This window comes from Polaribacter sp. KT25b, from assembly GCF_900105145.1.
Lineage (GTDB): Bacteria > Bacteroidota > Bacteroidia > Flavobacteriales > Flavobacteriaceae > Polaribacter.
Genome location: NZ_LT629752.1, coordinates 1,549,131 through 1,575,066, shown reverse-complemented (window position 1 = coordinate 1,575,066; position 25,936 = coordinate 1,549,131). Strand labels below are relative to the sequence as shown.

The 25,936-nt window shown below is 28.5% G+C and carries 23 protein-coding genes; 13 read left to right on the top strand and 10 right to left on the bottom strand.

The window, feature by feature from the left end; genetic code table 11:
• Nucleotides 1-3: 3 nt before the first annotated feature.
• Together BLT70_RS06680 and BLT70_RS06675 are read left to right on the top strand one after the other, a co-directional pair.
• Nucleotides 4-318, top strand: coding sequence for a hypothetical protein (locus BLT70_RS06680; RefSeq protein ID WP_091892848.1), 315 nt, complete (start codon nucleotides 4-6; stop codon nucleotides 316-318).
• Nucleotides 319-975 (top strand): HAD family phosphatase, encoded by a 657-nt coding sequence (locus BLT70_RS06675; protein ID WP_091892846.1) that lies wholly within the window; start codon nucleotides 319-321, stop codon nucleotides 973-975.
• Between the two features lie 19 nt (nucleotides 976-994).
• On the opposite strand, the gene BLT70_RS06670 is transcribed toward BLT70_RS06675, so the two are convergent.
• From BLT70_RS06670 to BLT70_RS06660, 3 genes are all read right to left on the bottom strand, one after another.
• The gene (locus tag BLT70_RS06670) at nucleotides 995-1,324 is read right to left on the bottom strand and encodes a hypothetical protein (RefSeq protein WP_091892844.1); all 330 of its coding nucleotides are present in this window, start codon (nucleotides 1,322-1,324) and stop codon (nucleotides 995-997) included.
• Between the two features lies 1 nt (nucleotide 1,325).
• Entirely contained in the window at nucleotides 1,326-2,174 is an 849-nt protein-coding gene (locus BLT70_RS06665; RefSeq protein ID WP_091892842.1) for a sulfurtransferase, read from the bottom strand.
• A 91-nt stretch (nucleotides 2,175-2,265) separates the two neighbouring features.
• Nucleotides 2,266-3,594, bottom strand: coding sequence for a dicarboxylate/amino acid:cation symporter (locus BLT70_RS06660; protein WP_091892840.1), 1,329 nt, complete (start codon nucleotides 3,592-3,594; stop codon nucleotides 2,266-2,268).
• Nucleotides 3,595-3,713: 119 nt separating this feature from the next.
• Here BLT70_RS06660 and BLT70_RS06655 point away from each other — a divergent pair, with 119 nt between their 5' ends.
• Nucleotides 3,714-4,352, top strand: a complete 639-nt coding sequence (locus BLT70_RS06655) for a DUF937 domain-containing protein (protein WP_091892837.1) — start codon at nucleotides 3,714-3,716, stop codon at nucleotides 4,350-4,352.
• Between the two features lie 54 nt (nucleotides 4,353-4,406).
• Here the strand turns inward: BLT70_RS06655 and bshA are convergent, their stop codons facing one another.
• From bshA to dnaB, 5 genes are all read right to left on the bottom strand, one after another.
• On the bottom strand, nucleotides 4,407-5,540 hold the full coding sequence (gene bshA, locus BLT70_RS06650; RefSeq protein WP_091892836.1) for an N-acetyl-alpha-D-glucosaminyl L-malate synthase BshA: 1,134 nt from the start codon (nucleotides 5,538-5,540) through the stop codon (nucleotides 4,407-4,409).
• Nucleotides 5,541-5,701: 161 nt separating this feature from the next.
• Nucleotides 5,702-6,547, bottom strand: coding sequence for a transketolase (locus tag BLT70_RS06645; RefSeq protein WP_091892834.1), 846 nt, complete (start codon nucleotides 6,545-6,547; stop codon nucleotides 5,702-5,704).
• A 131-nt stretch (nucleotides 6,548-6,678) separates the two neighbouring features.
• Nucleotides 6,679-7,863 (bottom strand): asparagine synthetase B, encoded by a 1,185-nt coding sequence (locus BLT70_RS06640; protein WP_091892831.1) that lies wholly within the window; start codon nucleotides 7,861-7,863, stop codon nucleotides 6,679-6,681.
• Nucleotides 7,864-7,946: 83 nt separating this feature from the next.
• Nucleotides 7,947-8,138 carry a hypothetical protein gene (locus BLT70_RS06635; RefSeq protein WP_091892830.1) on the bottom strand — a complete coding sequence of 64 codons (192 nt, stop codon included), beginning with the start codon at nucleotides 8,136-8,138 and terminating at the stop codon, nucleotides 7,947-7,949.
• Between the two features lie 89 nt (nucleotides 8,139-8,227).
• Entirely contained in the window at nucleotides 8,228-9,736 is a 1,509-nt protein-coding gene (dnaB, locus tag BLT70_RS06630) for a replicative DNA helicase (protein ID WP_091892828.1), read from the bottom strand.
• Between the two features lie 138 nt (nucleotides 9,737-9,874).
• Here dnaB and BLT70_RS06625 point away from each other — a divergent pair, with 138 nt between their 5' ends.
• The 3 genes from BLT70_RS06625 to BLT70_RS06615 all read left to right on the top strand — a co-directional run bounded on the left by BLT70_RS06625 (nucleotide 9,875) and on the right by BLT70_RS06615 (nucleotide 15,317).
• Nucleotides 9,875-10,951: a DUF3810 domain-containing protein gene (locus BLT70_RS06625; RefSeq protein ID WP_091892826.1), complete on the top strand. Its 1,077-nt coding sequence runs from the start codon at nucleotides 9,875-9,877 to the stop codon at nucleotides 10,949-10,951.
• 92 nt (nucleotides 10,952-11,043) lie between these two features.
• On the top strand, nucleotides 11,044-14,016 hold the full coding sequence (locus tag BLT70_RS06620; protein WP_172824397.1) for an amidohydrolase family protein: 2,973 nt from the start codon (nucleotides 11,044-11,046) through the stop codon (nucleotides 14,014-14,016).
• 5 nt (nucleotides 14,017-14,021) lie between these two features.
• On the top strand, nucleotides 14,022-15,317 hold the full coding sequence (locus BLT70_RS06615) for an amidohydrolase family protein (protein ID WP_091892823.1): 1,296 nt from the start codon (nucleotides 14,022-14,024) through the stop codon (nucleotides 15,315-15,317).
• Nucleotides 15,318-15,526: 209 nt separating this feature from the next.
• On the opposite strand, the gene BLT70_RS06610 is transcribed toward BLT70_RS06615, so the two are convergent.
• The gene (locus BLT70_RS06610; RefSeq protein ID WP_091892821.1) at nucleotides 15,527-16,003 is read right to left on the bottom strand and encodes a hypothetical protein; all 477 of its coding nucleotides are present in this window, start codon (nucleotides 16,001-16,003) and stop codon (nucleotides 15,527-15,529) included.
• An 86-nt stretch (nucleotides 16,004-16,089) separates the two neighbouring features.
• Here BLT70_RS06610 and BLT70_RS06605 point away from each other — a divergent pair, with 86 nt between their 5' ends.
• From BLT70_RS06605 to BLT70_RS06575, 7 genes are all read left to right on the top strand, one after another.
• Nucleotides 16,090-16,887, top strand: a complete 798-nt coding sequence (locus BLT70_RS06605) for an RNA methyltransferase (protein ID WP_091892819.1) — start codon at nucleotides 16,090-16,092, stop codon at nucleotides 16,885-16,887.
• A 2-nt stretch (nucleotides 16,888-16,889) separates the two neighbouring features.
• On the top strand, nucleotides 16,890-17,636 hold the full coding sequence (gene ppgK / locus BLT70_RS06600) for a polyphosphate--glucose phosphotransferase (RefSeq protein WP_091892817.1): 747 nt from the start codon (nucleotides 16,890-16,892) through the stop codon (nucleotides 17,634-17,636).
• 97 nt (nucleotides 17,637-17,733) lie between these two features.
• Complete coding sequence (locus BLT70_RS06595) at nucleotides 17,734-18,342, top strand: hypothetical protein (protein ID WP_091892816.1); 609 nt, start codon at nucleotides 17,734-17,736, stop codon at nucleotides 18,340-18,342.
• A 120-nt stretch (nucleotides 18,343-18,462) separates the two neighbouring features.
• A complete protein-coding gene (locus BLT70_RS06590) occupies nucleotides 18,463-19,695 on the top strand; it encodes a M48 family metallopeptidase (RefSeq protein WP_091892813.1) in 1,233 nt (410 codons plus the stop codon).
• A 176-nt stretch (nucleotides 19,696-19,871) separates the two neighbouring features.
• Entirely contained in the window at nucleotides 19,872-22,094 is a 2,223-nt protein-coding gene (locus BLT70_RS06585) for a bifunctional (p)ppGpp synthetase/guanosine-3',5'-bis(diphosphate) 3'-pyrophosphohydrolase (RefSeq protein ID WP_091892812.1), read from the top strand.
• Nucleotides 22,095-22,165: 71 nt separating this feature from the next.
• Complete coding sequence (locus BLT70_RS06580) at nucleotides 22,166-22,615, top strand: Fur family transcriptional regulator (protein WP_091892810.1); 450 nt, start codon at nucleotides 22,166-22,168, stop codon at nucleotides 22,613-22,615.
• Nucleotides 22,616-22,696: 81 nt separating this feature from the next.
• The gene (locus BLT70_RS06575) at nucleotides 22,697-23,968 is read left to right on the top strand and encodes an adenylosuccinate synthase (protein ID WP_091892808.1); all 1,272 of its coding nucleotides are present in this window, start codon (nucleotides 22,697-22,699) and stop codon (nucleotides 23,966-23,968) included.
• A gap of 75 nt (nucleotides 23,969-24,043) precedes the next feature.
• Here BLT70_RS06575 and BLT70_RS06570 read toward each other — a convergent pair whose 3' ends face one another.
• Nucleotides 24,044-25,840, bottom strand: coding sequence for a hypothetical protein (locus tag BLT70_RS06570; protein WP_091892806.1), 1,797 nt, complete (start codon nucleotides 25,838-25,840; stop codon nucleotides 24,044-24,046).
• Nucleotides 25,841-25,936: the final 96 nt, after the last annotated feature.

Sequence of the window (25,936 nt, the reverse complement as noted above, 5' to 3'; positions counted from 1 at the left end):
CCCATGAAAAAAATTAGATTCGACAAAGATTTTAAGATTAAATTACCAATTATTGTATTATCAATTTTTATTTTTATTGGAATTTTAAGTTATCAAATTACAACTTCAAATTTTTATATTATATCTACAATCATTGGGTTTTTAACTATTATTATAGCTGTATTTTCTATAATTGGTTTATATAATGCAATTAAGAAAATAAGAAACCCAACAACGGTAAAAAAAGTTTTTTATGTTTTAATAATGGCTATATTTATTTGTACAATTCTCTATATAATTGTAGAAAATATTATGGCAGTAATGAAAATAACAATTTAAATGAAATTACCCAAAGAAATAAAATGTGTCATTTTTGATATGGATGGCGTTATTATAGATTCTGAAGAAATTCATAAAAAAGCGTATTATGAAACCTTTGTTTCTATTGGCGTTCATGTTTCTGATGAATTATACAAAACCCTTACAGGTTCATCTACAATTAATGCTTTTCAGAAATTAGTGACACATTTTAACTTAGATTTAATACCAGAAGAATTGGTTATAGATAAAAGAAAACGATACGTAAACTTCTTTGAAAACGACCCAACTTTACATTTAGTTAAAGGTGTTGAAGATTTAATAAAACATTGTTACAACAAAGGATTAACCCTAGTTTTAGCTTCTTCTTCTGCAATGGTAAATATTAATAGAGTTTTTAACAGATTTAATTTAAACCAATATTTTACAGCAAAAATTAGTGGCGCAGATTTAACGAAATCTAAACCAAATCCAGAAATTTTTGAAAAAGCGGCAATTTTAGGAAAAACAGCAAAAGAAAATTGTATTGTTATTGAAGATTCTGATAATGGTGTTAAAGCTGCAAATGATGCTCATATTTTTGTTGTTGGTTTTAAAAACCCAATGGCAGATAATCAAACTTTAGAAAATGCAGATTTTATTATCAATAATTTTAAAAGATTAAGAAAATTAATATAAACTGGTTTATTAGAAAGTATTAATTAATAATTTTCTTTAAAATACTAAATACGTTTTTTTCTATAACATCTACAGAACCATCTGCAAAAAAGACATTTTTAATGTCTCTTATTAATGCTTCTTTTTCTTCTTGATGTAAATTATTTTCTGATAAATATTGCTGAATTTTATCCAAATTAGTTTCATCAGAATCTACAACAACTTCTGTGTGAATTCTATGAAACGTTTTTTTATCTACTTTAGAAAATATATAATCTTGCTCTTCTTTTGATTCAAAAAAATTGCAATGTGCAGCATATAAAAGTACATATGCTTCAAATTCTTTTCTTGTCCAATCTAATTTTCCCATCTTATTTTTCTATTGGTAAACCTTTTGTACTTCCCCATTCTGTCCAAGATCCATCATAAACTGCATGATTTTTTACACCTGCTATTTCTGCTCCTAAAGCTAAAACGGAAGCTGTAATTCCTGATCCGCAAGAAAAAATAAGATCTTTATTTTTAGGATTTAAACTATTAAAAACTGTTTTTAAATCTTCTTCAGATTTCAGTAAATTATATTCTACAATTTCAGAATACGGTAAACTTACAGAATTCGGAATTCTACCACCTTTTATATCACTTCTAGGTTCTGGCTCTGTTGCTAAAAAGCGTCCTTTAGATCGAGCATCTGCAATTAAAATTGATTCACTTTCAATAGCATAAAGTACATCCGCAGTAAATTTTATTTTTTCTGATTGATAATTAGCTATAAAATTTCCCTTTTTAATTTGACGTCTTACAGTTTTTTCTGTTGGATATTTTTTTAACTCCCAAGCTGGAAATCCGCCATTTAAAACAGCAATATTTGTAAAACCCATAAGTTGAAACATCCACCAAACTCTTGGAGAGGAATAAATGCCTAAATCGTCATACACAACAATACAGCTGTTTACATTAACACCTAATTCTTGTACTTTTTCTTCAAACTTTTTTGCTGATAAAACTGTATTTGGAAATGGTGCATTTTTCTCTGAAAATGATTTTTGAATATCAAAAAATAACCCACCTTTTAATTGTAACTTTTTATCCGAAGAAACAGCTTCTTTTTTAGCAGTAACTTTAGCAATTGTGGCATCAAAAATAATTAGATTTTCATTGTTTAAGTTTTTAAACAACCAGTCTACAGAAACAATGGGATTTTTTATTTTTAAAATCATAATTTATAAAAATACATCAACAAAACTAAGGCTAACAAAAGTTATTTATACTAAATTTATTTACTTCAAAACAACTCTTAAAACCTATTGATTATTTAACTTCATCATAATTATCATCCCAATTTTTTGGAATAGGATTATCGTGTAATTTACCTACAGATTTTGCTACTAAAGTAGATACAGTTGCATCACCAGTAATATTAATTACGGTTCTGCACATATCTAAAGGTCTATCAACAGCAAAAATTAAAGCCAAACCAATTGCTAATTTATCAGCCGGAAATCCTATAGATTCTAACACAATTACCAACATTACCATTCCTGCTCCAGGAACTGCTGCAGAACCAATTGAAGCTAATAAAGCTGTTAAAACAATAGTTAATTGATCTGCAAATGTTAAATCGAAATTTAAAGCTTGTGCAATAAATACTGCTGCAACTGCCTGATATAAAGAAGTTCCATCCATATTTATTGTTGCTCCAACTGGTAATACAAAACTAGCAACTTCTGGATCTACACCAATATGTTCTTCAACTCTCTCCATAGTTACAGGTAAAGTTGCAGCACTTGAACTTGTAGAAAATGCTAATAATTGCGCTGGACTTAATTGTTTTAAAAACCAAAGCGGATTCTTTTTAGTAAATATACTTACTAAAAACATGTAAAAAGCAACTAAAATTAATAAACCTCCAACAACTGTTAAAGCATATTTAAACAACGCAACTAATAAATCTGGATCATCTGAAGAAACCACTACATTAGATAATAATGCAAAAACTGCATATGGAGCAAAAAGCATAATTAAATCAACCATTTTTAAAACTACTTCGTTTAAAGAGTCAAAAAATTCTTTTAAAGGTTTTGATTTTTTTTCACCAATTAATAACATAGAAATTCCTAAAAAGATAGTAAAGAAAATTACTTGTAACATAGAAGTATTTTCGCTCATAGCTTTTAAAGCATTATCTGGCACCATATCTTCTAAAAACTGTAAAGGACCGCTATTTATTTGTTTAGAAGCCTCTTGTATTTTAGCTTGTACGCCTCCACTTGTTGCATATGTATCTGTAAGTTTATTAATAGTTTCTTCGGATATTCCGTCTCCAGGTTGCACTATATTTACTAATAATAACCCTATTGTAATTGCAATTACAGTAGTACCTATATAAATACTAATAGTTCTTAAACCAATATTTTTAAACTTAGAAATATCTTTTAAATCTGATATTCCTTTTACTAAAGATGCAATTATTAAAGGAACTGCAATTAATTTTAAAAGTTTTACAAAAATATTACCAAAAGGATTTATCCAATTAGAAACAAAAACGGCACCTCCATCAATATTTAACATTCCTAACCCAAAAAGGATTCCTGTTACCATTCCTATTAATATTTTCCAATGTAATGCCAAATTTCTCATGTAATCGTTTTAAATTTTAAGAATTTGAAAGGTAAAAAAAAATTAAAATTAATGTGACTTTATTCATATATTGTGTCATAAAATTAGAAATCTTTTATATTAATTATTAAAAGCATAAAATGGCAGGAATATTAGACATATTAAGTAGTGATTTAGGAAAATCAATTATATCAGGAGTAGCAGGTTCTACAGGTAATGATTCAAGTAAAACAAGTAGTGTTTTAACAATGGCTTTACCAGTATTAATGAAAGCTATGGAAAGAAATTCTTCAACTCAAGAAGGAGCAGAAGGATTAATGGGTGCTTTATCTAGCAAACATGATGGAAGTATTTTAGATAACCTTGGTGGTTTATTTAGTGGTGGAGTTGATGAATCTGTAAAAGAAGATGGCGCAGGAATTTTAAATCATATTTTAGGAAGTAAACAAAAAGGTGTTGAACAAGTTATTGGTCAAAAATCTGGTTTAGACGCTGGGTCTGTTGCAAATATTTTAAAAGTTGCTGCACCTTTATTAATGGGTGTTTTAGGTAAACAAAAAAAAGAACAAAACATTAGTAATTCTGGAGATCTAACAGGGTTATTAGGTGGTTTATTAGGTGGAAGTGAGAGTAAAAACGAACAAAACTTTTTAGAACAAATGTTAGATTCTGATGGTGACGGAAGTGTTATTGATGATGTTGCTGGAATGTTTTTAGGAGGAGATAAAAAAGAAACTGATGGAATTGGTGGAATGTTAGGTGGATTTTTTGGAAAATAAATTTCAAATTTTTACATATAAAAAAAAGCTCAAATTTTAAATTTGAGCTTTTTTTTATACTTTACTTTTATAACAAGATTTGTAGATATCTTCATAAACAGGTAATATATTTTGAATAGAAAATTTCTTAGCATGCTCTTTAGCATTTTGTTTAAAAAATTCTAATGAAGCACCATCTTTAAGAATTTGAATTGCATTTTTAGCCATATCTTCTGTATCACCTAAATTACTTAAAAAACCTGTTTTACCATGAATATTTACTTCTGGTAAGCCACCTGTATTTGTAGAAATAATTGCTGTTTTAGCGGCCATTGCTTCCAAAGCTGCAAAACCAAAACTTTCTGTTTGTGATGGTAATAAAAAAACATCTGTGTAGCATAATATTTTAGCAACTTCGGTACTATTTCCTAAAAAGAAAACTTTATCTTTTATTTTTAACTGTTTTGCTAACGTAGAAGCTTTAATTCGTTCAGGACCTTCTCCAATCATCAATAATTTAGAAGGTATTTCTTTTTGAACTTCATAAAAAACCTTAACAACATCTTCAACTCTTTTTACGGGTCTAAAATTACTAATGTGAGTTAAAATTCTCTCATGAGGTTCTGCTAAAGCACTTCTTTTACATTCTTGATGTTCTTCTTTATCATATTTATCAACATCAATAAAATTATAAATAACTTCAATATTTTTTTTTATATTAAATAACTGATTTGTAGTTTCCTTTAAATTATTAGAAACAGCTGTCACAACATCAGAATTATTAATACTAAATTCAACAGCAGTTTTATAAGTTGGATGACTACCAACAAGTGTAATATCTGTACCATGTAAAGTGGTTACTACTTTAACATCAATTCCTTTTTCTAAAAGCATTTGTTTAGCCATGTATGCAGCATACGCATGCGGAATTGCATAATGAACATGTAAAACTTCTAACTGATGTTTCTCTACAACTTCCACCATTTTACTAGACAAAGCCAACTCATAAGGTTGATATTGAAACAATGGATATTCTTCTATTAAAACTCTATGAAAGTGTAATTTATGCGATAAATAATCTAATCGAACTGGTTGATTGTAAGTTATAAAATGTACTTCATGACCTTTATCTGCCAAAGCCATTCCTAATTCTGTTGCTACTACTCCACTTCCTCCAAATGTTGGATAACAAACAATTCCGATCTTCATATTTTAATTGAAAAATTAATTTTAAAAACTTTATCTCTTAGTTGTAAAGATAAACGGATTCTTACAGAATTTCTCTAAAAAAAAGCATAAAAAAAAGCTTTTCAATGAATTTGAAAAGCTTTTTTTAATAAAAATTTAATTTTTAAATCTTTTACTGATTTTTAGTAATCTCCTAAAGTTGCAGGGTTTTGAGCTAAAGCATTTTCTAACTGCTCATCGCTTGGTGCTTTACCATGCCAAGCATGCGTATGCATCATAAAATCTACACCGTTACCCATTTCTGTATGTAATAAAATACAAACAGGTTTTCCTTTTCCTGTTAAAGATTTAGCTTTTGCCAAACCAGCTAAAATTACATCAATATCATTTCCTTTTTCAACATCTAAAACATCCCAACCAAAAGCTTCAAATTTAGCTCTTATGCTTCCCATTGGTAAAACTTGGTCTGTAGAACCATCAATTTGTTTTCCATTTAAATCAATAGTAGCAATTATATTATCAACTTTTTTTGCTGATGCATACATAATTGCTTCCCAGTTTTGACCTTCTTGCAACTCACCATCACCAAGTAAAGTGTATACTATTTTATCATCACCATTTAATTTTTTAGCTTGTGCAGCTCCTAAACTAACAGATAAACCTTGACCTAAAGAACCAGAAGCAATTCTTACACCTGGCAAACCTTCATGTGTTGTTGGATGACCTTGTAAACGAGAATCTAACAATCTAAAAGAAGCTAATTCTGAAACAGGAAAAAATCCACTATGAGCCAAAACACTATAAAATACTGGAGAAATATGTCCATTAGAAAGAAAAAATAAATCTTCATTTTTTCCATCCATATCAAAATCGGTAGAATATTCCATTACTTCTTGATACAAACAAGTAATAAATTCTGCACATCCTAAAGATCCTCCTGGATGACCAGAACTTACTGCATGTACCATTCTTAAAATATCTCTTCTTACTTGTTGTGTAAAATCTTGTAATTTTTGTGTTGTTGGCATTTTATTGTTTTAATTTGAAGGCAAAAGTAATTTTTTTAACAGCAACTAACAAGATTATTTATCAGCAAAACAAAGGTTTATTAACAATTAATGAAAAAAACTTGTAAATAATAGATTTGAAAGATAAAAAACTATGTTTTTTGTTTCTTTTTCTTAGCTGCAGGAAACAAAACATTATTTAAAATTAATCTGTAACCTGGCGAAGTTGGATGCAAATCTAACTCCGTTTTTGGATCGCCAACTCTGTGCGTATAATCTTCTGGATCATGACCGCCATAAAAAGTAAACATTCCTTTTCCTTTTGTTCCATGAATATAACGTGCTTCTCTATTGGTTTTGTTTTCTCCTAAAACCAACACATTTGTTTTTACCGTATTTCTATCAAAAGAAGTAGTTTGGCCCATAAAACCTTTTACCAAAGTTGTATGATTTTGAGTTAACATTGTTGGAACAGGATCCCATTTTGCAGAAAATTCTAACAATGAAAAATAATCTGAAGTTTTTGGAATTTTACGTTTACGTGTCATATCAATAGTAGAAAATTCGTACGTTATTGGACTTCTTACTAACTCAAAATCTTTAAAAGCAAACGTCTTATTGTAATTAATTTTTGATTGATAATTAGGTTCTGATGCATCTCCATCAAACATTGCTTCTGCAATATCAACACCTTCTGCAGATAATGCAATATCAAAACTATCTGTTGCAGAACACATTGCAAACATAAAGCCGCCACCAATTACATAATCTCTAATTTTTTTTGCTACTGCTAATTTTTCTTCGGATACTTTTGCAAAACCTAATTCTTTGGCTTTTTTTTCTGATGCTAATTTTGCTTCAATATACCAAGGAGTCGTTCTGTAAGCGCCATAAAACTTACCATATTGTCCTGTAAAATCTTCGTGATGTAAATGCAACCATTCATAAATAAGTAATTTATCTTCTAAAACTTCTTTATCGTAAATTACATCAAACGGAATTTCGGCATAGGTTAAAACCATTGTAACAGCATCATCCCAAGGCATTTTATCTTTTGGAGAATACACCGCAATTTTTGGAGCTTTCTCTAAAGTAACTGCATCTTGATTTGATGAAGGCGAAGAAATTTCTTCTAAAATTAATTGCGATTTTGCATCAGAAATTATTTGATAAGAAACACCTCTAATTTTACATTCGTTTTCTACAGCTTTATTGTTTTCAATTAAAAAAGCACCTCCATCATAATTTAGTAACCATTTAGATTTTAAACCCGCTTCTAAAGAAAAATAAACAATTCCGTATGCTTTTAAATGATTTTTCTGATTATCATGACTCATAGGTACATAAATAAATGATGCCCAAATTGAGTTTGAAATGAATAAAAATAGATTTAAAATAAATAATTTTCTTAACATTAGTATTACTTTTTAGTCCATTTTTTTATTTTTTTATCTAAAAAATTGCCACCAAAAAGACTTAAAATAAAGGAAACTGGCATACCTATTATTGTTTTTAAAAACTCTTTAGGATTTCTTTGATAATCTTTCTTATATCCAAATAAAAAAATAGACAAATAAATTAGTAAAACAATTGTACCAAAAAATATTTCCATTTTATATATCTAAATTTTTAAAAAAACTAAAATACACAATTACTTTGATGCAATTGTGTATTTCTATAATTTTATAAATTCTTTAGTATTTAAAACGGCATATCATCTATATCATCATCACCAAAAGCATCACCTGGTTCAATTCTATGATCTTGAGAAATATCTGCGTTCATAGAAGATTGAAACTCTGAACTAAAACTTTCTTCTAAATCTGAGAATTTAGCTAAATGCCCAGTAAATTTCAAACGAATATTATCTAAACCACCATTTCTATGTTTTGCAACAATAAATTCACCTTGTCCTTCACATGGTGTGTGTTCATCATCATCCCATTCTGTCATTCCGTAATATTCTGGACGAAAAATAAAAGATACAATATCTGCATCCTGCTCAATTGCTCCAGATTCACGTAAATCTGAAAGCAAAGGTCTTTTAGATCCTCCACGCGTTTCTACGGCACGCGATAACTGAGAAAGTGCTATTACTGGCACAGACAATTCTTTTGCTAAAGCTTTTAAGTTTCTAGAAATCATCGAAATTTCTTGCTCACGATTTCCTCCTGCTTTCCCTCCAGCTGTCATCAATTGCAAATAATCAATCACTAAAATTCTAACATTGTGTTGTGATACTAAACGTCTTGCTTTTGCACGTAAATCAAATACAGAAAGAGAAGGCGTATCATCAATAAAAATAGGCGCATCAGATAAACGTTTTACTTTAACATTTAATTGTTCCCATTCGTGAGGTTCTAAATTTCCTTTTCTTAATTTTTCTGATGTTAATCCGGTTTCCGAAGAAATCATACGAGTAATTAATTGCACAGAAGACATCTCTAAAGAAAATACGGCAACTCCATGATTAAAATCGATTGCCATATTTTTTGCCATCGAGATTACAAATGCTGTTTTTCCCATACCAGGACGCGCAGCAATAATTACTAAATCCGACGGTTGCCAACCAGAAGTTAATGCATCTAATTTTGTAAAACCAGTTTGCAAACCAGACATTCCTTCTTGGTTTCCAATTTCTTGTATTTTAGCCAAAGCTTGTTTTACAAGAGAACCTGCGTCTTCTGAACTCTTTTTTAAGTTTCCTTGTGTAACTTCAAAAAGTTTTGCTTCTGCATCATCTAATAATTCAAAAACATCTGAACTTTCGTCGTACGCATTTTCTATTATTTCTGATGAGATTGATATTAATTTACGCTGTATGAATTTTTGTAAAATAATTCTAGCATGAAACTCGATATGTGCAGAAGAAGCAACTTTTTGAGTTAAACGAATTAAAAAGAAATCGCCACCAACAAAATCTAATTTACCATTCTTTTTTAACAAATTTGATACTGTTAAAAGGTCAATTGGTTCAGAATTTTGAAATAATTCATAAATTGCAGCATAAATTTCTTGGTGTTTTTGATCATAAAAAGCATCTGCACTTAATACATCAATAACATCATCAATTCCTTTTTTATCAATCATCATTGCACCCAATACAGCTTCTTCTAACTCTACTGCTTGCGGCGGAATTTTACCTTTTTCAAGGCTAATAATTCTTGCTTTATCTATTTTTGTACCTGCTATAGGATTCGTTTTTTCCATGGCTACAAATGTACTTTTTTAGGTTGAATGTAATTTCTAATATTTAACTTTAATTTGTAAACATTTATTGTAAACAAAAATGTTATTATCATGTTAATAACCAGTCAACTTCTAATTTGATTTGCTATTTTTACACCAATGAAATGGAATAAAACACATATAATTTTAGCAATACTATTGCCAATTCAAGTTTTTTTAATGCAAATTGTTGCCAACAATCCTGCATTTATAGAACGTTATTATTCAAACGGAATTTACCCAATAATTTCTTCCTTTTTTAGAATTATTTTAGGTTGGATTCCTTTTTCTTTTGGAGATTTATTAATTGCTTTTGGGATATTTTTTTTAATTAGGTTTTTATATAGATTGATAAAAACTAGATTCAGAAACTTTATTCCTAAAACACTTCATTTTACGGCAATTTTATCTGTTATTTATTTTTGTTTTTATCTATTTTGGGGATTAAATTATTACAGAGAACCGTTATCTAAAAACTTAAAGTATCATCAGAAAAAATACACCACAGAACAACTTCTAAAAGTTACAGAACATATTATTGTTAAGCTAAATTATTATCAACAAAAAATTACAAAAAATGACACTTTACTTGTAAAAAACCCTTATTCACAAAAGGAAATGTATAAAATGGCTGTTAGTGGTTATGATAATTTATCTGAAGATTTTCCGCAATTAAAATATCAATTTCCATCAGTAAAAAGTTCATTAATGAGTTTAATACAAACCTATAACGGTACAGCTGGTTATTTAAATCCATTAACGGGTGAAGCACAAGTAAATGATAGAATTCCTAAAACGGGTTACCCAACCACAACCTGTCATGAAATGGCGCATCAAATAGGTTTTGCTGCAGAAAACGAAGCCAATTTTGTTGGTTTTTTAGCAGCCAATTATAATGATGATGTTTACTTTAAATATGCAAGTTATAGAATGGCATTTGGGTATTGTTTATCAGAAATAAAAAAACGCGATCAAGAAGTTTACACAGCAATCTTAAAAAAGGTAAACAAAGGAATTTTAAAAGATTTTAATGCAAGTTATCAGTTTTGGTTACAATATAAAAATCCGTTTGAACCTCTTGTAAAAAAAGGATATAATGCGTATTTAAAAGCCAATAAACAAGCCAAAGGTGTACAATCTTACAACTATGTTGTAGACTTAATAATTTCATATTTCGAAGCCTCTAATGAGGTTTAAATTTCTTAAATTTTTGTTAAATTAAAAATATTTAGTATTTATCAAAAAGGGTATCAATATTTTTAACGTTAATTCAAAACAAATCAAACTACATGAAAAGACTATTATTCTTGCTCTTTTTCTTGTCGCTTTCTGTCTCGAATGCACAAGATTATTTTCCTACGGATGAAGGAGTCAAAACAACTGAAAGTACAACTTTTGCTTTTACTAATGCAAAAATTTACGTAACGCCAACCGAAGTTATTAAAAATGGATCTTTATTAATTAAAGACGGTAAAGTTATTAGTATTGGTAAATCTGTAAAGATTCCTAAAGGAACAAAAACTACAGATTTAGAAGGAAAAACTATTTATCCATCATTTATTGATATTTTTTCTGATTTTGGAATTGCAAAGCCACAAAGACAATCTAGAAGTTCTAGAAGTGCTCAATATGAGCCGGAAAGAGAAGGTTATTATTGGAATGATCATATTAGACCAGAAACAAATTCTTTAGATGATTTTAAATTTGATGCTAAAAAAGCAAAAAGTTTTATTGATGCCGGTTTTGGTGTTGTAAACACACATGTACAAGACGGAATTATTCGTGGAAGTGGTTTATTAGTTGCTTTAAATCCTAACTCTACAAATGCTTATAGAGTTTTAGACACAAAATCTGCACAGTATTTATCTTTTTCTAAAAGCAATAAATCTAGACAAGCTTACCCAAGTTCTTTAATGGGTGCAATGGCTTTACTGCGCCAAGTTTATAATGATGCAGATTGGTATGCTAAAGGAAATATGAAAAATAAAGATTTAGCATTAGAGGCTTTAAATAGCAATAAAGATTTAATTCAGATTTTTGAAACCAACAATCTTTTAGATGCTTTAAGAGCTGATAAAGTGGGTGATGAATTTGGAATTCAATACACAATTCTTGGAAGTGGAGAAGAATTTGAAAGAATTAACGACATAAAAGCTACGAATGCTAATTTTATAATTCCTATTAATTTTAGTAATGCTTACGATGTTTCAGATCCTTTATTAACGCAACATATTTCTTTAAGAGATATGCGTAAATGGAATCAAGAACCTTCTAATTTAAGTGTACTTTCTAAAAATAATGTAAATTTTGCATTAACAACTTACAAATTAAAAGATATAAAATCTTTTCATAAAAACTTGCAAAAAGCTATTAAATATGGTTTTGATAAAGAAAAAGCGTTGGCTGCTTTAACTACAATTCCTGCAGAAATTATTGGAAACAATTCAATAGGAAATTTAAAAACAGGAAGTTATGCTAATTTTATAATTACTTCTGGTGATGTTTTTGATGCTAAAACAACCATTTTTGAAAACTGGGTTCAAGGTGACAAAAACATTATTAACGACATGAATATTAAAGATATAACAGGCGAATACATGTTATATGTTAATAATACAAATTACGATTTATCAATTACCGGAAAAGGTTCTAAACAAACAGGATCTATTAAATTAGGAGATAAAAAATTAAAATCTAAATTTTCTTTTAAAGATGAATGGGTTTCTATTACATTAAATAATGACGATAATTTTACAAGATTACTTGGTAAAGTTATAAATGATGCTAATTTAATACAAGGTGATGCTTTTGATGCAGAAGGTAAAAAATCTACTTGGTCTGCAAGTAAGAAAGTAAAGGGAAAGGATGATAAAAAATCAAAGGGAAAATCTGACAAAAATGCTGATGAAAAAGAAATTTTAGTTTTGCCGGTAAGTTATCCTAATATTGGCTTCGGAAACTTTTCTCAACCAAAAACAACAACACTTTTAATTAAAAATGTTACTGTTTGGACCAGTGAAAATGAAGGAATTTTAGAAAATACAGACGTTTTATTAAAAGATGGTAAAATTTATAAAATTGGTAAAGGTTTAAGTTCTAGAGGCGCAACAGAAATTGATGGAACAGGAAAACATTTAACTGCAGGAATTATTGATGAACACTCGCATATTGCAGCATCATCGATTAATGAAGGTGCACAAAACTCATCTGCAGAAGTTACTATTGAAGATGTTATAGACCCTAATGATATTAATATTTATAGAAATATTTCTGGAGGAACAACAACTTCTCAAATTTTACACGGTTCTGCAAATCCAATTGGTGGGCGTTCTGCAATTATCAAACTAAAATGGGGAGAAAATGCAGAAAATATGATTTATGATAATTCGCCTAAGTTTATAAAATTTGCTTTGGGGGAAAATGTAAAACAATCTAGAAGCTCTAACGGAACACGTTTTCCACAAACAAGAATGGGAGTTGAACAAATGTTTACAGACTATTTTACAAGAGCTCAAGAATATGAAGTTCTTAAAAAAAGTGGAAAACCTTATAGAAAAGATGCAGAAATGGAAACATTGGTAGAAATTATAAATGGCGAACGTTTTATTTCTTGTCATTCTTATGTACAATCAGAAATTAATATGTTAATGAAAGTTGCAGAAAAATTTAATTTTAATATCAACACTTTTACGCATATTTTAGAAGGATATAAATTAGCAGATAAAATGGTAGAACATGGTGTTGGTGGTTCTACTTTTTCTGATTGGTGGGCTTATAAATACGAAGTAAATGACGCAATACCTTATAATGCTGCCATTATGCACAATGCTGGAGTTACTGTTGCAATTAATTCTGATGACAGAGAAATGTCTAGAAGATTAAATCAAGAAGCTGCAAAAACTGTAAAATATGGTGGCGTTTCTGAATTAGAAGCTTGGAAAATGGTTACTATAAACCCTGCAAAATTATTGCATATCGACGAAAGAGTTGGTAGTATTAAAGTTGGTAAAGATGCAGATGTAGTTTTATGGAGCAATCACCCAATGTCTATTTATACTAAAGTAGAAAAAACAATTATTGATGGTAAAGTATATTTTGATATTAATGAAGATCATAAAAAACGTGAAGCTATCAGTCAAGAAAGAAGTAAACTTATTACAATGATGTTGAAAGAAAAATTAGGCGGTGGTAAAACTCAAGCTCCTAAAAAAAGAGTTGATAGAAATTTTCACTGTGATACTTTAGAAGAACTTAAAAACTAAAAATAATGAAAAAAATAATATATAGTTTGATGTTTTTCTTTTTAGTAGGAAACATCTTAGCACAACAAACTCCCGCAGATAAACAAACCACAGATTATTCTATTGAAGGTGCAACTGCACACTTAGGAAACGGACAAGTCATTGAAAATTCTTTGATTATGTTTAGCCAAGGAAAAATCGTTTTTGTTGGAAATGCAAATGTAAAAATTGCAAGAAGAGGAACCATAATAAACGCAAAAGGAAAACATGTATATCCTGGCTTTATTGCTGCAAATTCAACTTTAGGTTTAGTAGAAATTGATGCTGTAAAAGCTAGTGATGACGAAGATGAAATAGGTACAAATAATCCTCATATTAGAAGTTTAATTGCCTATAATGCAGAAAGTAAAATTGTAGAATCGATGAGACCAAATGGAGTTTTAATGGCACAAATTACACCAAGAGGAGGTATAATTTCTGGAACTTCATCTATTGTACAGTTAGATGCTTGGAATTGGGAAGATGCAGCCATAAAAACTGATGACGCAATTCATATGGAATGGCCAGGAAGTTTTACTCGAGGAAGATGGTGGTTAGGAGAAGATCCTGCTTTAAAAGTTGATGGAAATTACAGTAAAAAAATTGAGAACATTAAAACTTATTTTACAAAAGCTAAAAATTACTTAGCTGGCGAAAAAATGAAGAAAAATTTACCTTATGAAGCTACGAAAGGTTTATTTAATGGTTCGCAAAAACTTTTTATTCATGTAAACGGGCAAAGAGAAATTACAGATGCTATTACTATTTCTAAAGAATTAGGGATTGATAATATTGTAATTGTTCATGGTAATGAAGCTGATAAAATTTCAGATTTATTAGTAAAAAATAATGTTCCTGTAATTTTAGACAGACCTCACAGAAATCCTAACAGAGAAGATAACGCGTATGATTATACCTATACAATAGCAAAGGTTTTAACTGATAAAGGTGTTTTAGTAAGTTTAGGAATGGAAGGGCAAATGGAACGTATGAACACTAGAAATTTACCTTTTTATGCTGGTACATTTGCTGCTTATGGTTTAGATAAAGAAGTTGCTTTAAAGTTATTAACATCAAACACAGCAAAAATTCTAGGAATAGATGATTTTGTAGGAACTTTAGAAGTAGGTAAAGATGCAACCTTATTTATTTCTGAAGGAGATGCATTAGATATGAGAACAAACATTTTATCAGAAGCTTTTATTCAAGGTAGAAAAATTAGCTTAGAAACGCATCAAACAGAACTTTGGAAACGATATTCTAACAAATACAAAACCAAATAAATATTAATTCTTATTAAAAAAGGCTCGCAATTGCGAGCCTTTTTAATCAAAAATAGTCTACAATAATAATGTAAACATAATCCCCCCTCTTTTTCAATATTACTTCTTCGTTTTCAAACAATTAATTATAAAAAAATCGAATTCTTAATATTCTTATGCAAATATTAATATTAAATATTTATAAAACAATACCTAACGTTAGGTATATTTTAATTATCACAATCAGAATACCCTTTTCCATAATCATTACTAAATCGAACTTTATTTACATGAACATAAACAGTATTTGCTTCCCTTAAATATTTATAATGAGTAGATTTTTCTGTAGTATTTCCTTTTAAATCAACTCTATTGGTAGTTCTTTGTGAGTTTCTAATATTCTGTTTTTCAGAATAAGGAACAATTTCGTAACTAAAATAAATTTTGTTATTATATCTATTTCTAAACTGCACTAACCATTCATGTTTTTCTGAATAATTGCTTTTAGGTTTTTTCTTAACTCTTAAGTCTAAACCTCTAAAACAATCTGTCGTTTTCCAAGTGCTCCACCCATTTTGGTAACTGTTAGAATTTACATCTATTTTAATTAATTCTTCTTTTTTTAATATTTCTGTTGTATTAATTTTAAAAGACATCATAACCGCTGCAATTGTAAAAACCAATAACCTATAACCATTTTTTTTCATTTTATTTTATTTAAAGATTAATAATAAACAAATATTCACATTTAATAGAGATCATAAAATACCTATAAATAAGTATATTTGCATCAATGAAAGAAATTACCAGCATACAAAATGCTTATATAAAAAATTTGCTTAAAGTTCAAGAAAAGGCTCGTGAGAGAAGAAAACAGAGTTTATTTATTATTGAAGGAAAGCGAGAAATATCACTAGCAATTACAGCTAATTATAAATTTGATACTGTTTTATTTTTTCCTGATTTAATTTCTGAAAATGAAATTTTAAATCTTTTTAACGAAAATATTAATAGAATAGAAATATCTAAAGATGTCTATCAAAAATTAGCGTATAGAGATTCTACTGAAGGAATTATTGCTGTTACAAAAACAAAAGATTTTTCATTAAAAAACATACATTTTAAAAATGAAAAACCTTTAATTTTAATTACCGAAAGCATTGAAAAACCTGGTAATATTGGCGCAATTTTAAGAACTGCTGATGCTGCAAATGTAGATGCCGTTTTTATAGCTGATGCAAAAAGCGATTTATACAACTCAAATATTATTCGCTCTAGTATAGGTTGCGTTTTTACCAATCAAATTGCGGTTGGTTCATCAGAAGAAATAATTACTTTTTTACAAGAAAAGAACATTAATATATTTGCTGCAACTTTACAGAATTCTAACGAATATCATAAAGAAAATTACACAAATGCTACCGCAATTGTTGTTGGAACAGAAGCAACTGGATTGTCAGAAATTTGGCGAGAAAATGCCACTCAAAATATAAACATCCCAATGCAAGGAAAAATAGATTCTATGAATGTTTCTGTGGCTGCTGCAATTGTTGTTTTTGAAGCAAAAAGACAACGAAATTTTAAAATATAAAAATGAAAGTACTAGGTATTGATATTGGAGGAACAGGAATAAAAGCTGCAGTTGTAGACACTAAAACAGGAGAATTACTCTCTGAAAGACACAGAATTGAAACTCCAAAACCTGCAACTCCAGAAGCTGTAGCTAAAGTTGTAAAAGAAATGGTAAGGCATTTTAAATGGAAAAAAGCCGTTGGTTGCAGTTTTCCTACAACTATTGTTAAAGGAAAATGTATTCACACTGGAAATTTAAGCGAAAAATGGCTAAATGTAAAAGTGGATAAATTATTTAGAAAAGAATGTAAATTGCCATTTTATGTAAGTAATGATGCCGATTTAGCTGGTCTAGCAGAAGTAAGTTTAGGTGCAGGTAAAAAAGAAAAAGGTGTTGTTATTGTAATTACAATAGGAACCGGAATTGGTTCTGGTTTATTTTATGATGGCAAGTTAATTCCTAATTTAGAAATTGGTAAAATGTTACATTCTGACGGAAACATTATTGAACGTTTTACTGCCGATTCTGTTAGAAAAAAAGAAGGTTTAACGCTAAAAAATTGGGCATTACGTTTCGATCTTTTACTAGAATACGCAAGAATTGTATTCTCGCCAAGTTTAATTATTTTAGGTGGTGGAATTAGTAAAAGATTCGATGGATTTAAAGAATATTTAACTACAGATGTAAAAGTAAAAGTTGCAGAATTTAGAAATAATGCTGGTATTATAGGCGCTGCAATGTATGCTAGTAAAAAAGTAAAAAAATAAAAAAATTTCAATTAATTTAGTTTTTACCAAACTTTAAAAAAATCTCCCAAACTTTTTTTTAAGTTATTTTAATAATAAAAAATACTAGTACAAAATAATGAGGAGATATATTGAAAATTTTACTTCTAATTTAAATGGAATTGATTTTAAAACATTAGAAAATAGTAAACATTCAGTTTATGGGCTATCAGAAGATTTAAACTTAACCTATGTAAACCCAGAATGGATGAATTTTGCAAAAGAAAACGGAATAAATAATAATATTTTAAAAAAATTTCCTTTAGGCGAACCTATAGTAAATGCTTTTCTTGGTGAATGGGTTAAGAATTTTTATACTGAAAAATTTATGGAAGTTTTAAAAACTGGTAAACCTTGGCATCACGAATATGAATGTTCTAGTGTAGATCATTTTAGAGAGTTTCATCAAGATACTTATCCTTTAAAAAACGGTAAAGGACTTATTATCTCAAATTCTTTAACTATACATTTACCAATGAGTAAAACTGGTCGTAAAGCCTTTAAAGCCCAAGACAAACGTTATGTAGACGCAACTGGTTTTGTTACACAATGTAGTAATTGCAGATGTACACAGCGAGTAATGGAACCTGAAATTTGGGATTGGGTGCCAGAATGGGTAAACAAAATTCCTAAAAATTGTAGCCATTCTATTTGCCCTATTTGTTTTGATTATTTTTGGAAAATATAATTTTAAAACAAGTACAAGAAAATAAATATTAGATTGTAATTCTACAATGAAATTTTTCAATAAAAATAATTTTCTAAAAACCGAATTAGAAACTGTTTAAGCTAAATTCTCTTATAAACAATGCACCCCACTACTCTATTCTATATATTAATTGCAATTATTGTCATCAGTTTTATTGTTGATAAAATTTTAGACACTTTAAATGCTAAACATTTTGATGATAAAATTCCTGAGAAATTAGCAGATGTTTACAATGAAACAGAATACAAGAAATCGCAAACTTATAAAAAAACAAATGCCAAATTTTCTAACTTAACATCTACATTTTCAATAATTTCAACCTTAGTTTTCTTCTTTATTGATGGGTTTAAATACGTTGATAATTTTGCTAGAAGCTTTACAGACAATCCTATTTTAGTGGCTTTGATTTTTTTTGGTGTAATTATGTTTGGGTCAGATATTTTAACAACTCCGTTTTCTTATTATAAAACTTTTGTAATTGAAGAAAAATTTGGTTTTAACAAATCTTCAAAAAAAACATTTTGGCTAGATAAACTAAAAGGTGGTATTATGAGTATAATTTTAGGTGGTGGAATTTTAGCATTAATTATCTGGTTTTATCAGATTGCAGGAGATTTTTTTTGGATCTATGCTTGGGCTTTAGTAGCTATTTTTTCTTTATTTATGAACATGTTTTACGCAAAACTAATTGTTCCTTTATTTAATAAACAAAAACCTTTGGAAGATGGTGAATTAAAATCAGCAATAGAAAAATATGCACAAAAAGTAGGTTTTACATTAAATAATATTTTTGTTATAGATGGTTCTAAAAGATCTACAAAAGCAAATGCTTATTTCTCTGGTTTTGGTTCTCAAAAAAGAATTACACTTTTTGATACTTTGATTAACAACTTAGAAACTGATGAAATTGTAGCAGTTTTAGCACATGAAGTTGGTCATTATAAAAGAAAACATATCATTTTTAATTTAGTTTCTACCATTTTGCTCACTGGTTTTACCTTGTTTATTTTATCACTTTTTATCAACTCTTCAATTTTATCAGAAGCATTAGCAGTTTCTATCCCTAGTTTTCATATTGGCTTAATTGCCTTCGGAATTTTATATTCGCCAATATCAGAAATTACAGGTTTATTTATGAATTATTTTTCTAGAGTTTTTGAATATCAAGCAGATAATTTTGCGAAAGAAACTTTTGCTGCAAAACCTTTAATTACATCACTAAAAAAATTATCAAAAAATAGTTTAAGTAATTTAACGCCACATAAAGCATATGTTTTTATGCATTATTCACATCCAACTTTGTTGGAAAGAATTGAGAATTTAGAGAAATAATTAACCAATAATTATTGTTTTTTTCTTACATAAAGTTTATTCGATTTAAGATTTATGGAAATCTTTAAAAATTCACTTCCTTTTTTTCATCAAATTTAAATCTTTATTTTTTGGTTGTTTAATTTCTTATTCCTAACTTCCCTTAAGATATTATAGAAATCTTGACCCCTAAATTTATGGACTATACAGCAACCGTAGAAGAAGAAAATAAAGAAATAGCAAATCGATACAAAGATTTACTAAAAGGTACTTACGAAGTTTTATCAAAAGAAGATAAAGAATTGATAAGAAAGGCTTTTGATCTTGCTGTAGAAGCACATTCTTCTCAGCGAAGAAAAACGGGTGAACCTTATATTTATCATCCAATTGCTGTGGCTAAAATTGTGGCTATGGAAATTGGTTTAGGTGCAACTTCAATTGCATCTGCATTATTGCATGACGTTGTTGAAGATACAAAATATACGGTTGAAGATATTGAGCAAATGTTTGGTACAACCATTGCAAGAATTGTATCTGGATTAACTAAAATTTCACGTCTTAATAAAGAGAAAAACGCATCAATTCAGGCAGAAAACTTTAGAAAAATGCTCTTAACGTTATATGATGATGTTAGAGTTATTTTAATAAAAATTGCTGACAGATTGCATAATATGCAAACTATGGATGCAATGCCAGATGATAAACAGGTTAAAATTGCATCAGAAACATTGTATATTTATGCTCCTTTGGCGCACAGATTAGGTTTGTATAACATTAAAACAGAATTAGAAGACTTAGGTTTAAAATACACAGAACCTGATGTTTATAATGAAATTGAAAATAAAATAAAAGAAAGTAAACAAGATCAACAAAAATATTTACAACGTTTTACAGATACTCTTAAAAGTGGTTTAGATAAAGAGAATTTTTCTTATGAAATTAAAGGTAGATTTAAATCTATTTATTCCATCAGAAAAAAAATGAGAACTCAAAACGTAACTTTTGATGAAGTTTACGATAAATATGCAATTCGTATTATTTATTATCCTTCTTCTAATGATGATAAATTTGATGCTTGGAAAATTTACACCATTGTTACAGATTATTTTAAACCAAATCCTACGCGTTTACGAGATTGGATTTCTCAACCAAAATCTACTGGTTACGAAGCACTTCATATTACCGTTGTTGGCCCAGATGCAGAATGGGTAGAAGTGCAAATTCGTTCTGAAAGGATGAATGAAATTGCAGAAAAAGGATATGCTGCACATTTTAAATACAAACAGGGTGATCAAAAAGAGAGTGGTTTAGAAAATTGGTTAAATAAATTAAAAGAAACTTTAGAAAGTCAAAGTTTAAACGCGGTTGATTTTGTTGAAGATTTTAAACTGAATTTATACTCAAAAGAAATCTACGTTTTTACACCAAAAGGTGATTTAAAATCGTTACCTAAAGATGCATCTGCATTAGATTTTGCTTTTTCAATCCATACAGATGTTGGTTTAAAATGTAGAGGCGCAAAAGTAAACGGTAAATTAGTGCCTTTAAGTCATATTTTAAAAAGTGGCGATCAAATAGAAGTTATTACAAGCTCTGCAAATAAACCAAATTCTAGATGGTTAGATTTTGTAATTACAGCAAGAGCAAAAACAAAAATTAGAGCGGCTTTAAAAGACGACGAAAAGCAAGTTGCAGAAGAAGGAAAAGCTGTTTTAATGCGCAAATTACGTCATTTAAAAATTAATTTTGATGACAAAGTAATAAACGAATTAGTTGCTTATTTTAAATTAAGAACAAGTTTCGATTTATTTTATAGATTTGGTAATGGAGCTATTGATAATACTCAATTAAAAGCTTTTGTTGCACAAAGAAATGGAGCTATTGTAAACTTTTTTAAATCAAAATTAAGAAGAAGCAATTCTGCTAAAGATATACCAGAAGCTACTGACGAAGTTTCTCCTAAATATGATGCTTTAGTATTTGGTAAAGAAGAAGAAAAACTAGATTATAAATTATCTAAATGTTGTAACCCTATTGCTGGTGATAAAGTTTTTGGTTTTGTAACTATTAATGATGGAATTAAAGTTCATAAAAAAAACTGTCCAAATGCAATTTCTTTACAGTCTAATTATGCATACAGAATTATGTCTGCAAAATGGATTGATTCTACAAAACAAGATTTTAAAGCAATTTTACACATTGCAGGTTTAGATAACCAAGGTATTGTTAATAACGTTACTAGAATAATTTCTAATAATATGAGTGTTTTTATTAACAGTATAAATATTACCGGTGATGAAGGCTTTTTTGACGGAAAAATCTCTCTAAGTGTAAAAAATAGTGCACAATTAAACAAACTAATTAAAAAAATTCAGAAAGTAGAAGGTGTTAAAAAAGTAGAGCGTGTTAATACTTTGTAAATATCATTTATAAAAAAGGGTATTTTTATTAAGAAATAACTGTAAATTTGTTTTTTCGTAAAATTTAAACCATGATCAATCCTCTTGATAATCAAGAAGTAGTTAAAAAAGTTTTTACCGCCTATTTACAAGAGCACAAGCATAGAAAAACTCCAGAACGTTACGCTATACTTCAAGAAATATATGATGCAAAAGAGCATTTTGATATAGAATCTTTGTACATAAAAATGAAAAACAAAAATTATAGAGTTAGTAGAGCAACGCTTTACAATACTATAGATTTATTGTTAGACTGTAATTTAGTTAGAAAACATCAATTTGATGGGCAATCAATGGCGCGTTATGAAAAAAGTTATTTTGATAAAAACCACGATCACGTAATTTTTACAGATACAGGAGAAGTAAAAGAATTCTGTGATCCAAGAATTCAAATAATAAAAAAAACAATTGAAGAAATTTTTGATATAGATATTCATAATCATTCATTGTATTTTTACGGAACAAAAAAGAATAAAGAATAAACAGGTTAACTTAAAGTAAGTGATCTTACTCACTTACTATCATAAAAACAACAAAAAACAAACAACAAATTAACACAACTAATGGCTGTAGATTTATTACTAGGATTGCAATGGGGAGATGAAGGTAAAGGTAAAATTGTAGATGTTCTTACCAGAAATTACGATATCATTGCACGTTTTCAAGGAGGACCAAATGCTGGGCATACTTTAATTTTTGATGGATTTAAACATGTTTTACATACAATTCCTTCTGGAATTTTTCATAAAACAGCTTTAAATGTTGTTGGTAATGGAGTTGTTATAGATCCAGTAATTTTTAAAAAAGAACTTGAAAATTTAGACAAACACAATATCGATTATACTTCTAAATTATTAATTTCTAGAAAAGCACATTTAATTTTACCAACACACAGGTTGTTAGACGCAGCTTCAGAAACTTCTAAAGGAAAAGCTAAAATTGGTTCTACTTTAAAAGGTATTGGTCCAACTTATATGGACAAAACCGGTAGAAACGGAATGAGAGTTGGAGATTTAGAATTAGAAAACTGGAAAGAAAAATATGATGCTTTAACAGCAAAACATATTAAAATGTTAGAGTTTTTTGATGTTCAGGTTGAATATGATCTAAAAGAATTAGAAGCTGAATTTATTAAAGGAATTGATAAATTAAAAACGCTTCCTTTTATTGATAGCGAAGAGTTTTTAAACCAAGCAATTAAAGATAAAAAAACAATTTTAGCAGAAGGCGCTCAAGGTTCTTTATTAGATATCGATTTTGGAACATATCCTTTTGTAACTTCATCAAACACAACAGCAGCAGGTGCTTGTACAGGTTTAGGTGTTGCTCCTAACAAAATTGGTGATGTTTTTGGAATCTTTAAAGCGTACACAACAAGAGTTGGTTCTGGTCCTTTTCCTACAGAATTATTTGATAATGACGGAGAAACAATGGCTAGTGTTGGTCATGAATTTGGAGCAACAACTGGAAGACCAAGAAGATGTGGTTGGTTAGATTTAGTCGCTTTAAAATATGCTGTTGATGTAAACGGAGTTACTCAATTAATGATGATGAAAGGTGATGTTCTCTCTGGTTTTGATACTTTAAAAGTTTGTACTTCTTACAACTACAAAGGCAAAGAAATTAGCCATTTTCCATACAATATTGAACCAGAAAATGTTTCTGTAAATTATACAGAATTTAAGGGGTGGGATGAAGATTTAACAGAAATGACTTCTGCAGATCAATTACCAAAAAATTTACTAGACTATGTTGCTTTTATCGAAAAAGAAACTGGAGTTCCTGTAAAAATAGTTTCTGTTGGTCCAGATAGAAAACAAACAATTAATAGGTAAGACTATTTTATTATAAATTTAAAAAGCATCTTTCTTTATTAGAAAGATGCTTTTTTTTATTCTAAAATTTCAATTTTATAGATTTTCTATTTCTATACTAATCAAATTTAATTTATTTTGTTCTAATTGTAATGCACTTAAAAGCGCTTCTTTATGAGTTATAAAAGCTTGTTTCTGATTTAAAAATAATTCATTATAATAATTAATTCCTGCTTCTAAATTCTTTTTAAACTTCGTTAAAGACCTTAATTGTTTTTTATCAAAATTAGACTTTAATTCTTCTACTTTATCATGTAAATGAGTTATATAAAGAGACAATTCTTTAATAAAAACATTTGGTCTATCTATTCTTGATATCATATTATCTCTTCCATAAATATGATCTGTAATGTTTTGCAAACTCATTACTTTATCATAATACGCCATATTTGGTCCAGGACAAACAGAAACTCCATCGCCAGTTTTCTTTGTACTTACCTTATTTAAAATTAAGGTAGAAGTACCTAAACCAACACAAATACAAGATTTTTCTGTAACTTTATCTACTTGTTTTTGTTTTTCTTCAGAAGAGATTTCTAACGAATCTATTTCTTTTAATTTTAAGTGTTGATATTCTCTTGATGCAGTACACAATCCAGATTCTTTAAACTCATTATTTAAAGCAATAAATTTATTAGGGCAAGAAGTACCTGGTCTTCCTTTATCAATTAGCTCTTGTCTGTGAATATCTTTTGTATTTCCTCTAAGTGTATTAAAAGGAACTCCTAAAGGAGAACTGTTACTCAAATACAAATCTTTCTCTTTAGAATTTGATAATAATTCCATTGTTTTATCATCAACACTTGTAGCTTCTGGCACCAATAAAAAAGGACTTCCCCAACCTACAGAATCTAATTGATAATGATCTAATAAAAAAGAATGTTCTTCTTCTGTACCTACGCCACCTTGTGTTGTTATTTTTAATACTAAATTATTTTTTGGTACAATTTTATTTGTTTCTTTAAGAGCATCAATCAAAATAGATTGAATTTCATTTTGTAAAACCGCTTTATTTTCTTTGAATTCATTTAAAACAGGACCTAATAAAAAACCATCTGTCGCAAATGCATGTCCACCACAATTTAAACCCGATTCTATTCTATATTCTGAAACCCATAAACCCTTTTTAGCTAAAAATTTTCCTTGAATTAAAGCAGATCTATAATCACTAACTTTTAAAATAATCTTCTTTTTAATGTATCCATTTTCATCAGGAAAAAAATCATTAAAATTACTGATATATGAATATAATCTTGGATTCATTCCTGCAGAAAGTACTAAAGATGATGCTAATTTACTATTTGCATATCCTCTTAAAGCAGCATGTGCATCATTATATTCTATAGGTAATAATTCTTTATTTAGATAATTACCTTTATCAATTTTCGTCATTATATTTACATCAATACTACCAGATGTTAAATTTTTATGAGCCCAATCTTTTAGCTTCGTAAAATCGATACCTTCTTCTGTTAGTTTTACAAAATCTTTTTTTAAGGTAGAATATTCTGGTAACAAATGAATATATTCTTTTAAAGCTTTGCTTTTTTCTGATGTTATATTCTTAAGTTGATGAAATTTTTCTTCGGTTTGTTCTTGTAATAAATTTAAATATGAAGTAATTCTTTTTGCTCTAAAATCTTCAGCTTTATCTGTTATTTCTTTATAAGGAATTTCAAATTTTTCGCTGTAAACTTTTCGCATTTTTTCTATTAGAATATCATCAACTAAAGAAATTACAGAGTCAATACCATATTGTGCAACTTTTAAAGGAGAATCAATTGTAAATCCAATTCCCATAACAGGAATATGAAAGGAATGTGCGTTTTTCATCTATTTAATTTAAAGGTGTAATTAATTTAAAATAAGCTTGCAATGTATTATTATTTAACACTATAAAACATGACTATTATCATTTAAAGAAGAAGA

What these genes read in the sequence shown, in the direction of transcription:
- BLT70_RS06680 (WP_091892848.1), top strand. Translation starts at nt 4, where the DNA reads ATGAAAAAAATTAGATTCGACAAAGATTTTAAGATTAAATTACCAATT.
- BLT70_RS06675 (WP_091892846.1), top strand. Translation starts at nt 319, where the DNA reads ATGAAATTACCCAAAGAAATAAAATGTGTCATTTTTGATATGGATGGC.
- BLT70_RS06670 (WP_091892844.1), bottom strand. Translation starts at nt 1,324, where the DNA reads ATGGGAAAATTAGATTGGACAAGAAAAGAATTTGAAGCATATGTACTT.
- BLT70_RS06665 (WP_091892842.1), bottom strand. Translation starts at nt 2,174, where the DNA reads ATGATTTTAAAAATAAAAAATCCCATTGTTTCTGTAGACTGGTTGTTT.
- BLT70_RS06660 (WP_091892840.1), bottom strand. Translation starts at nt 3,594, where the DNA reads ATGAGAAATTTGGCATTACATTGGAAAATATTAATAGGAATGGTAACA.
- BLT70_RS06655 (WP_091892837.1), top strand. Translation starts at nt 3,714, where the DNA reads ATGGCAGGAATATTAGACATATTAAGTAGTGATTTAGGAAAATCAATT.
- bshA (WP_091892836.1), bottom strand. Translation starts at nt 5,540, where the DNA reads ATGAAGATCGGAATTGTTTGTTATCCAACATTTGGAGGAAGTGGAGTA.
- BLT70_RS06645 (WP_091892834.1), bottom strand. Translation starts at nt 6,547, where the DNA reads ATGCCAACAACACAAAAATTACAAGATTTTACACAACAAGTAAGAAGA.
- BLT70_RS06640 (WP_091892831.1), bottom strand. Translation starts at nt 7,863, where the DNA reads ATGAGTCATGATAATCAGAAAAATCATTTAAAAGCATACGGAATTGTT.
- BLT70_RS06635 (WP_091892830.1), bottom strand. Translation starts at nt 8,138, where the DNA reads ATGGAAATATTTTTTGGTACAATTGTTTTACTAATTTATTTGTCTATT.
- dnaB (WP_091892828.1), bottom strand. Translation starts at nt 9,736, where the DNA reads ATGGAAAAAACGAATCCTATAGCAGGTACAAAAATAGATAAAGCAAGA.
- BLT70_RS06625 (WP_091892826.1), top strand. Translation starts at nt 9,875, where the DNA reads ATGAAATGGAATAAAACACATATAATTTTAGCAATACTATTGCCAATT.
- BLT70_RS06620 (WP_172824397.1), top strand. Translation starts at nt 11,044, where the DNA reads ATGAAAAGACTATTATTCTTGCTCTTTTTCTTGTCGCTTTCTGTCTCG.
- BLT70_RS06615 (WP_091892823.1), top strand. Translation starts at nt 14,022, where the DNA reads ATGAAAAAAATAATATATAGTTTGATGTTTTTCTTTTTAGTAGGAAAC.
- BLT70_RS06610 (WP_091892821.1), bottom strand. Translation starts at nt 16,003, where the DNA reads ATGAAAAAAAATGGTTATAGGTTATTGGTTTTTACAATTGCAGCGGTT.
- BLT70_RS06605 (WP_091892819.1), top strand. Translation starts at nt 16,090, where the DNA reads ATGAAAGAAATTACCAGCATACAAAATGCTTATATAAAAAATTTGCTT.
- ppgK (WP_091892817.1), top strand. Translation starts at nt 16,890, where the DNA reads ATGAAAGTACTAGGTATTGATATTGGAGGAACAGGAATAAAAGCTGCA.
- BLT70_RS06595 (WP_091892816.1), top strand. Translation starts at nt 17,734, where the DNA reads ATGAGGAGATATATTGAAAATTTTACTTCTAATTTAAATGGAATTGAT.
- BLT70_RS06590 (WP_091892813.1), top strand. Translation starts at nt 18,463, where the DNA reads ATGCACCCCACTACTCTATTCTATATATTAATTGCAATTATTGTCATC.
- BLT70_RS06585 (WP_091892812.1), top strand. Translation starts at nt 19,872, where the DNA reads ATGGACTATACAGCAACCGTAGAAGAAGAAAATAAAGAAATAGCAAAT.
- BLT70_RS06580 (WP_091892810.1), top strand. Translation starts at nt 22,166, where the DNA reads ATGATCAATCCTCTTGATAATCAAGAAGTAGTTAAAAAAGTTTTTACC.
- BLT70_RS06575 (WP_091892808.1), top strand. Translation starts at nt 22,697, where the DNA reads ATGGCTGTAGATTTATTACTAGGATTGCAATGGGGAGATGAAGGTAAA.
- BLT70_RS06570 (WP_091892806.1), bottom strand. Translation starts at nt 25,840, where the DNA reads ATGAAAAACGCACATTCCTTTCATATTCCTGTTATGGGAATTGGATTT.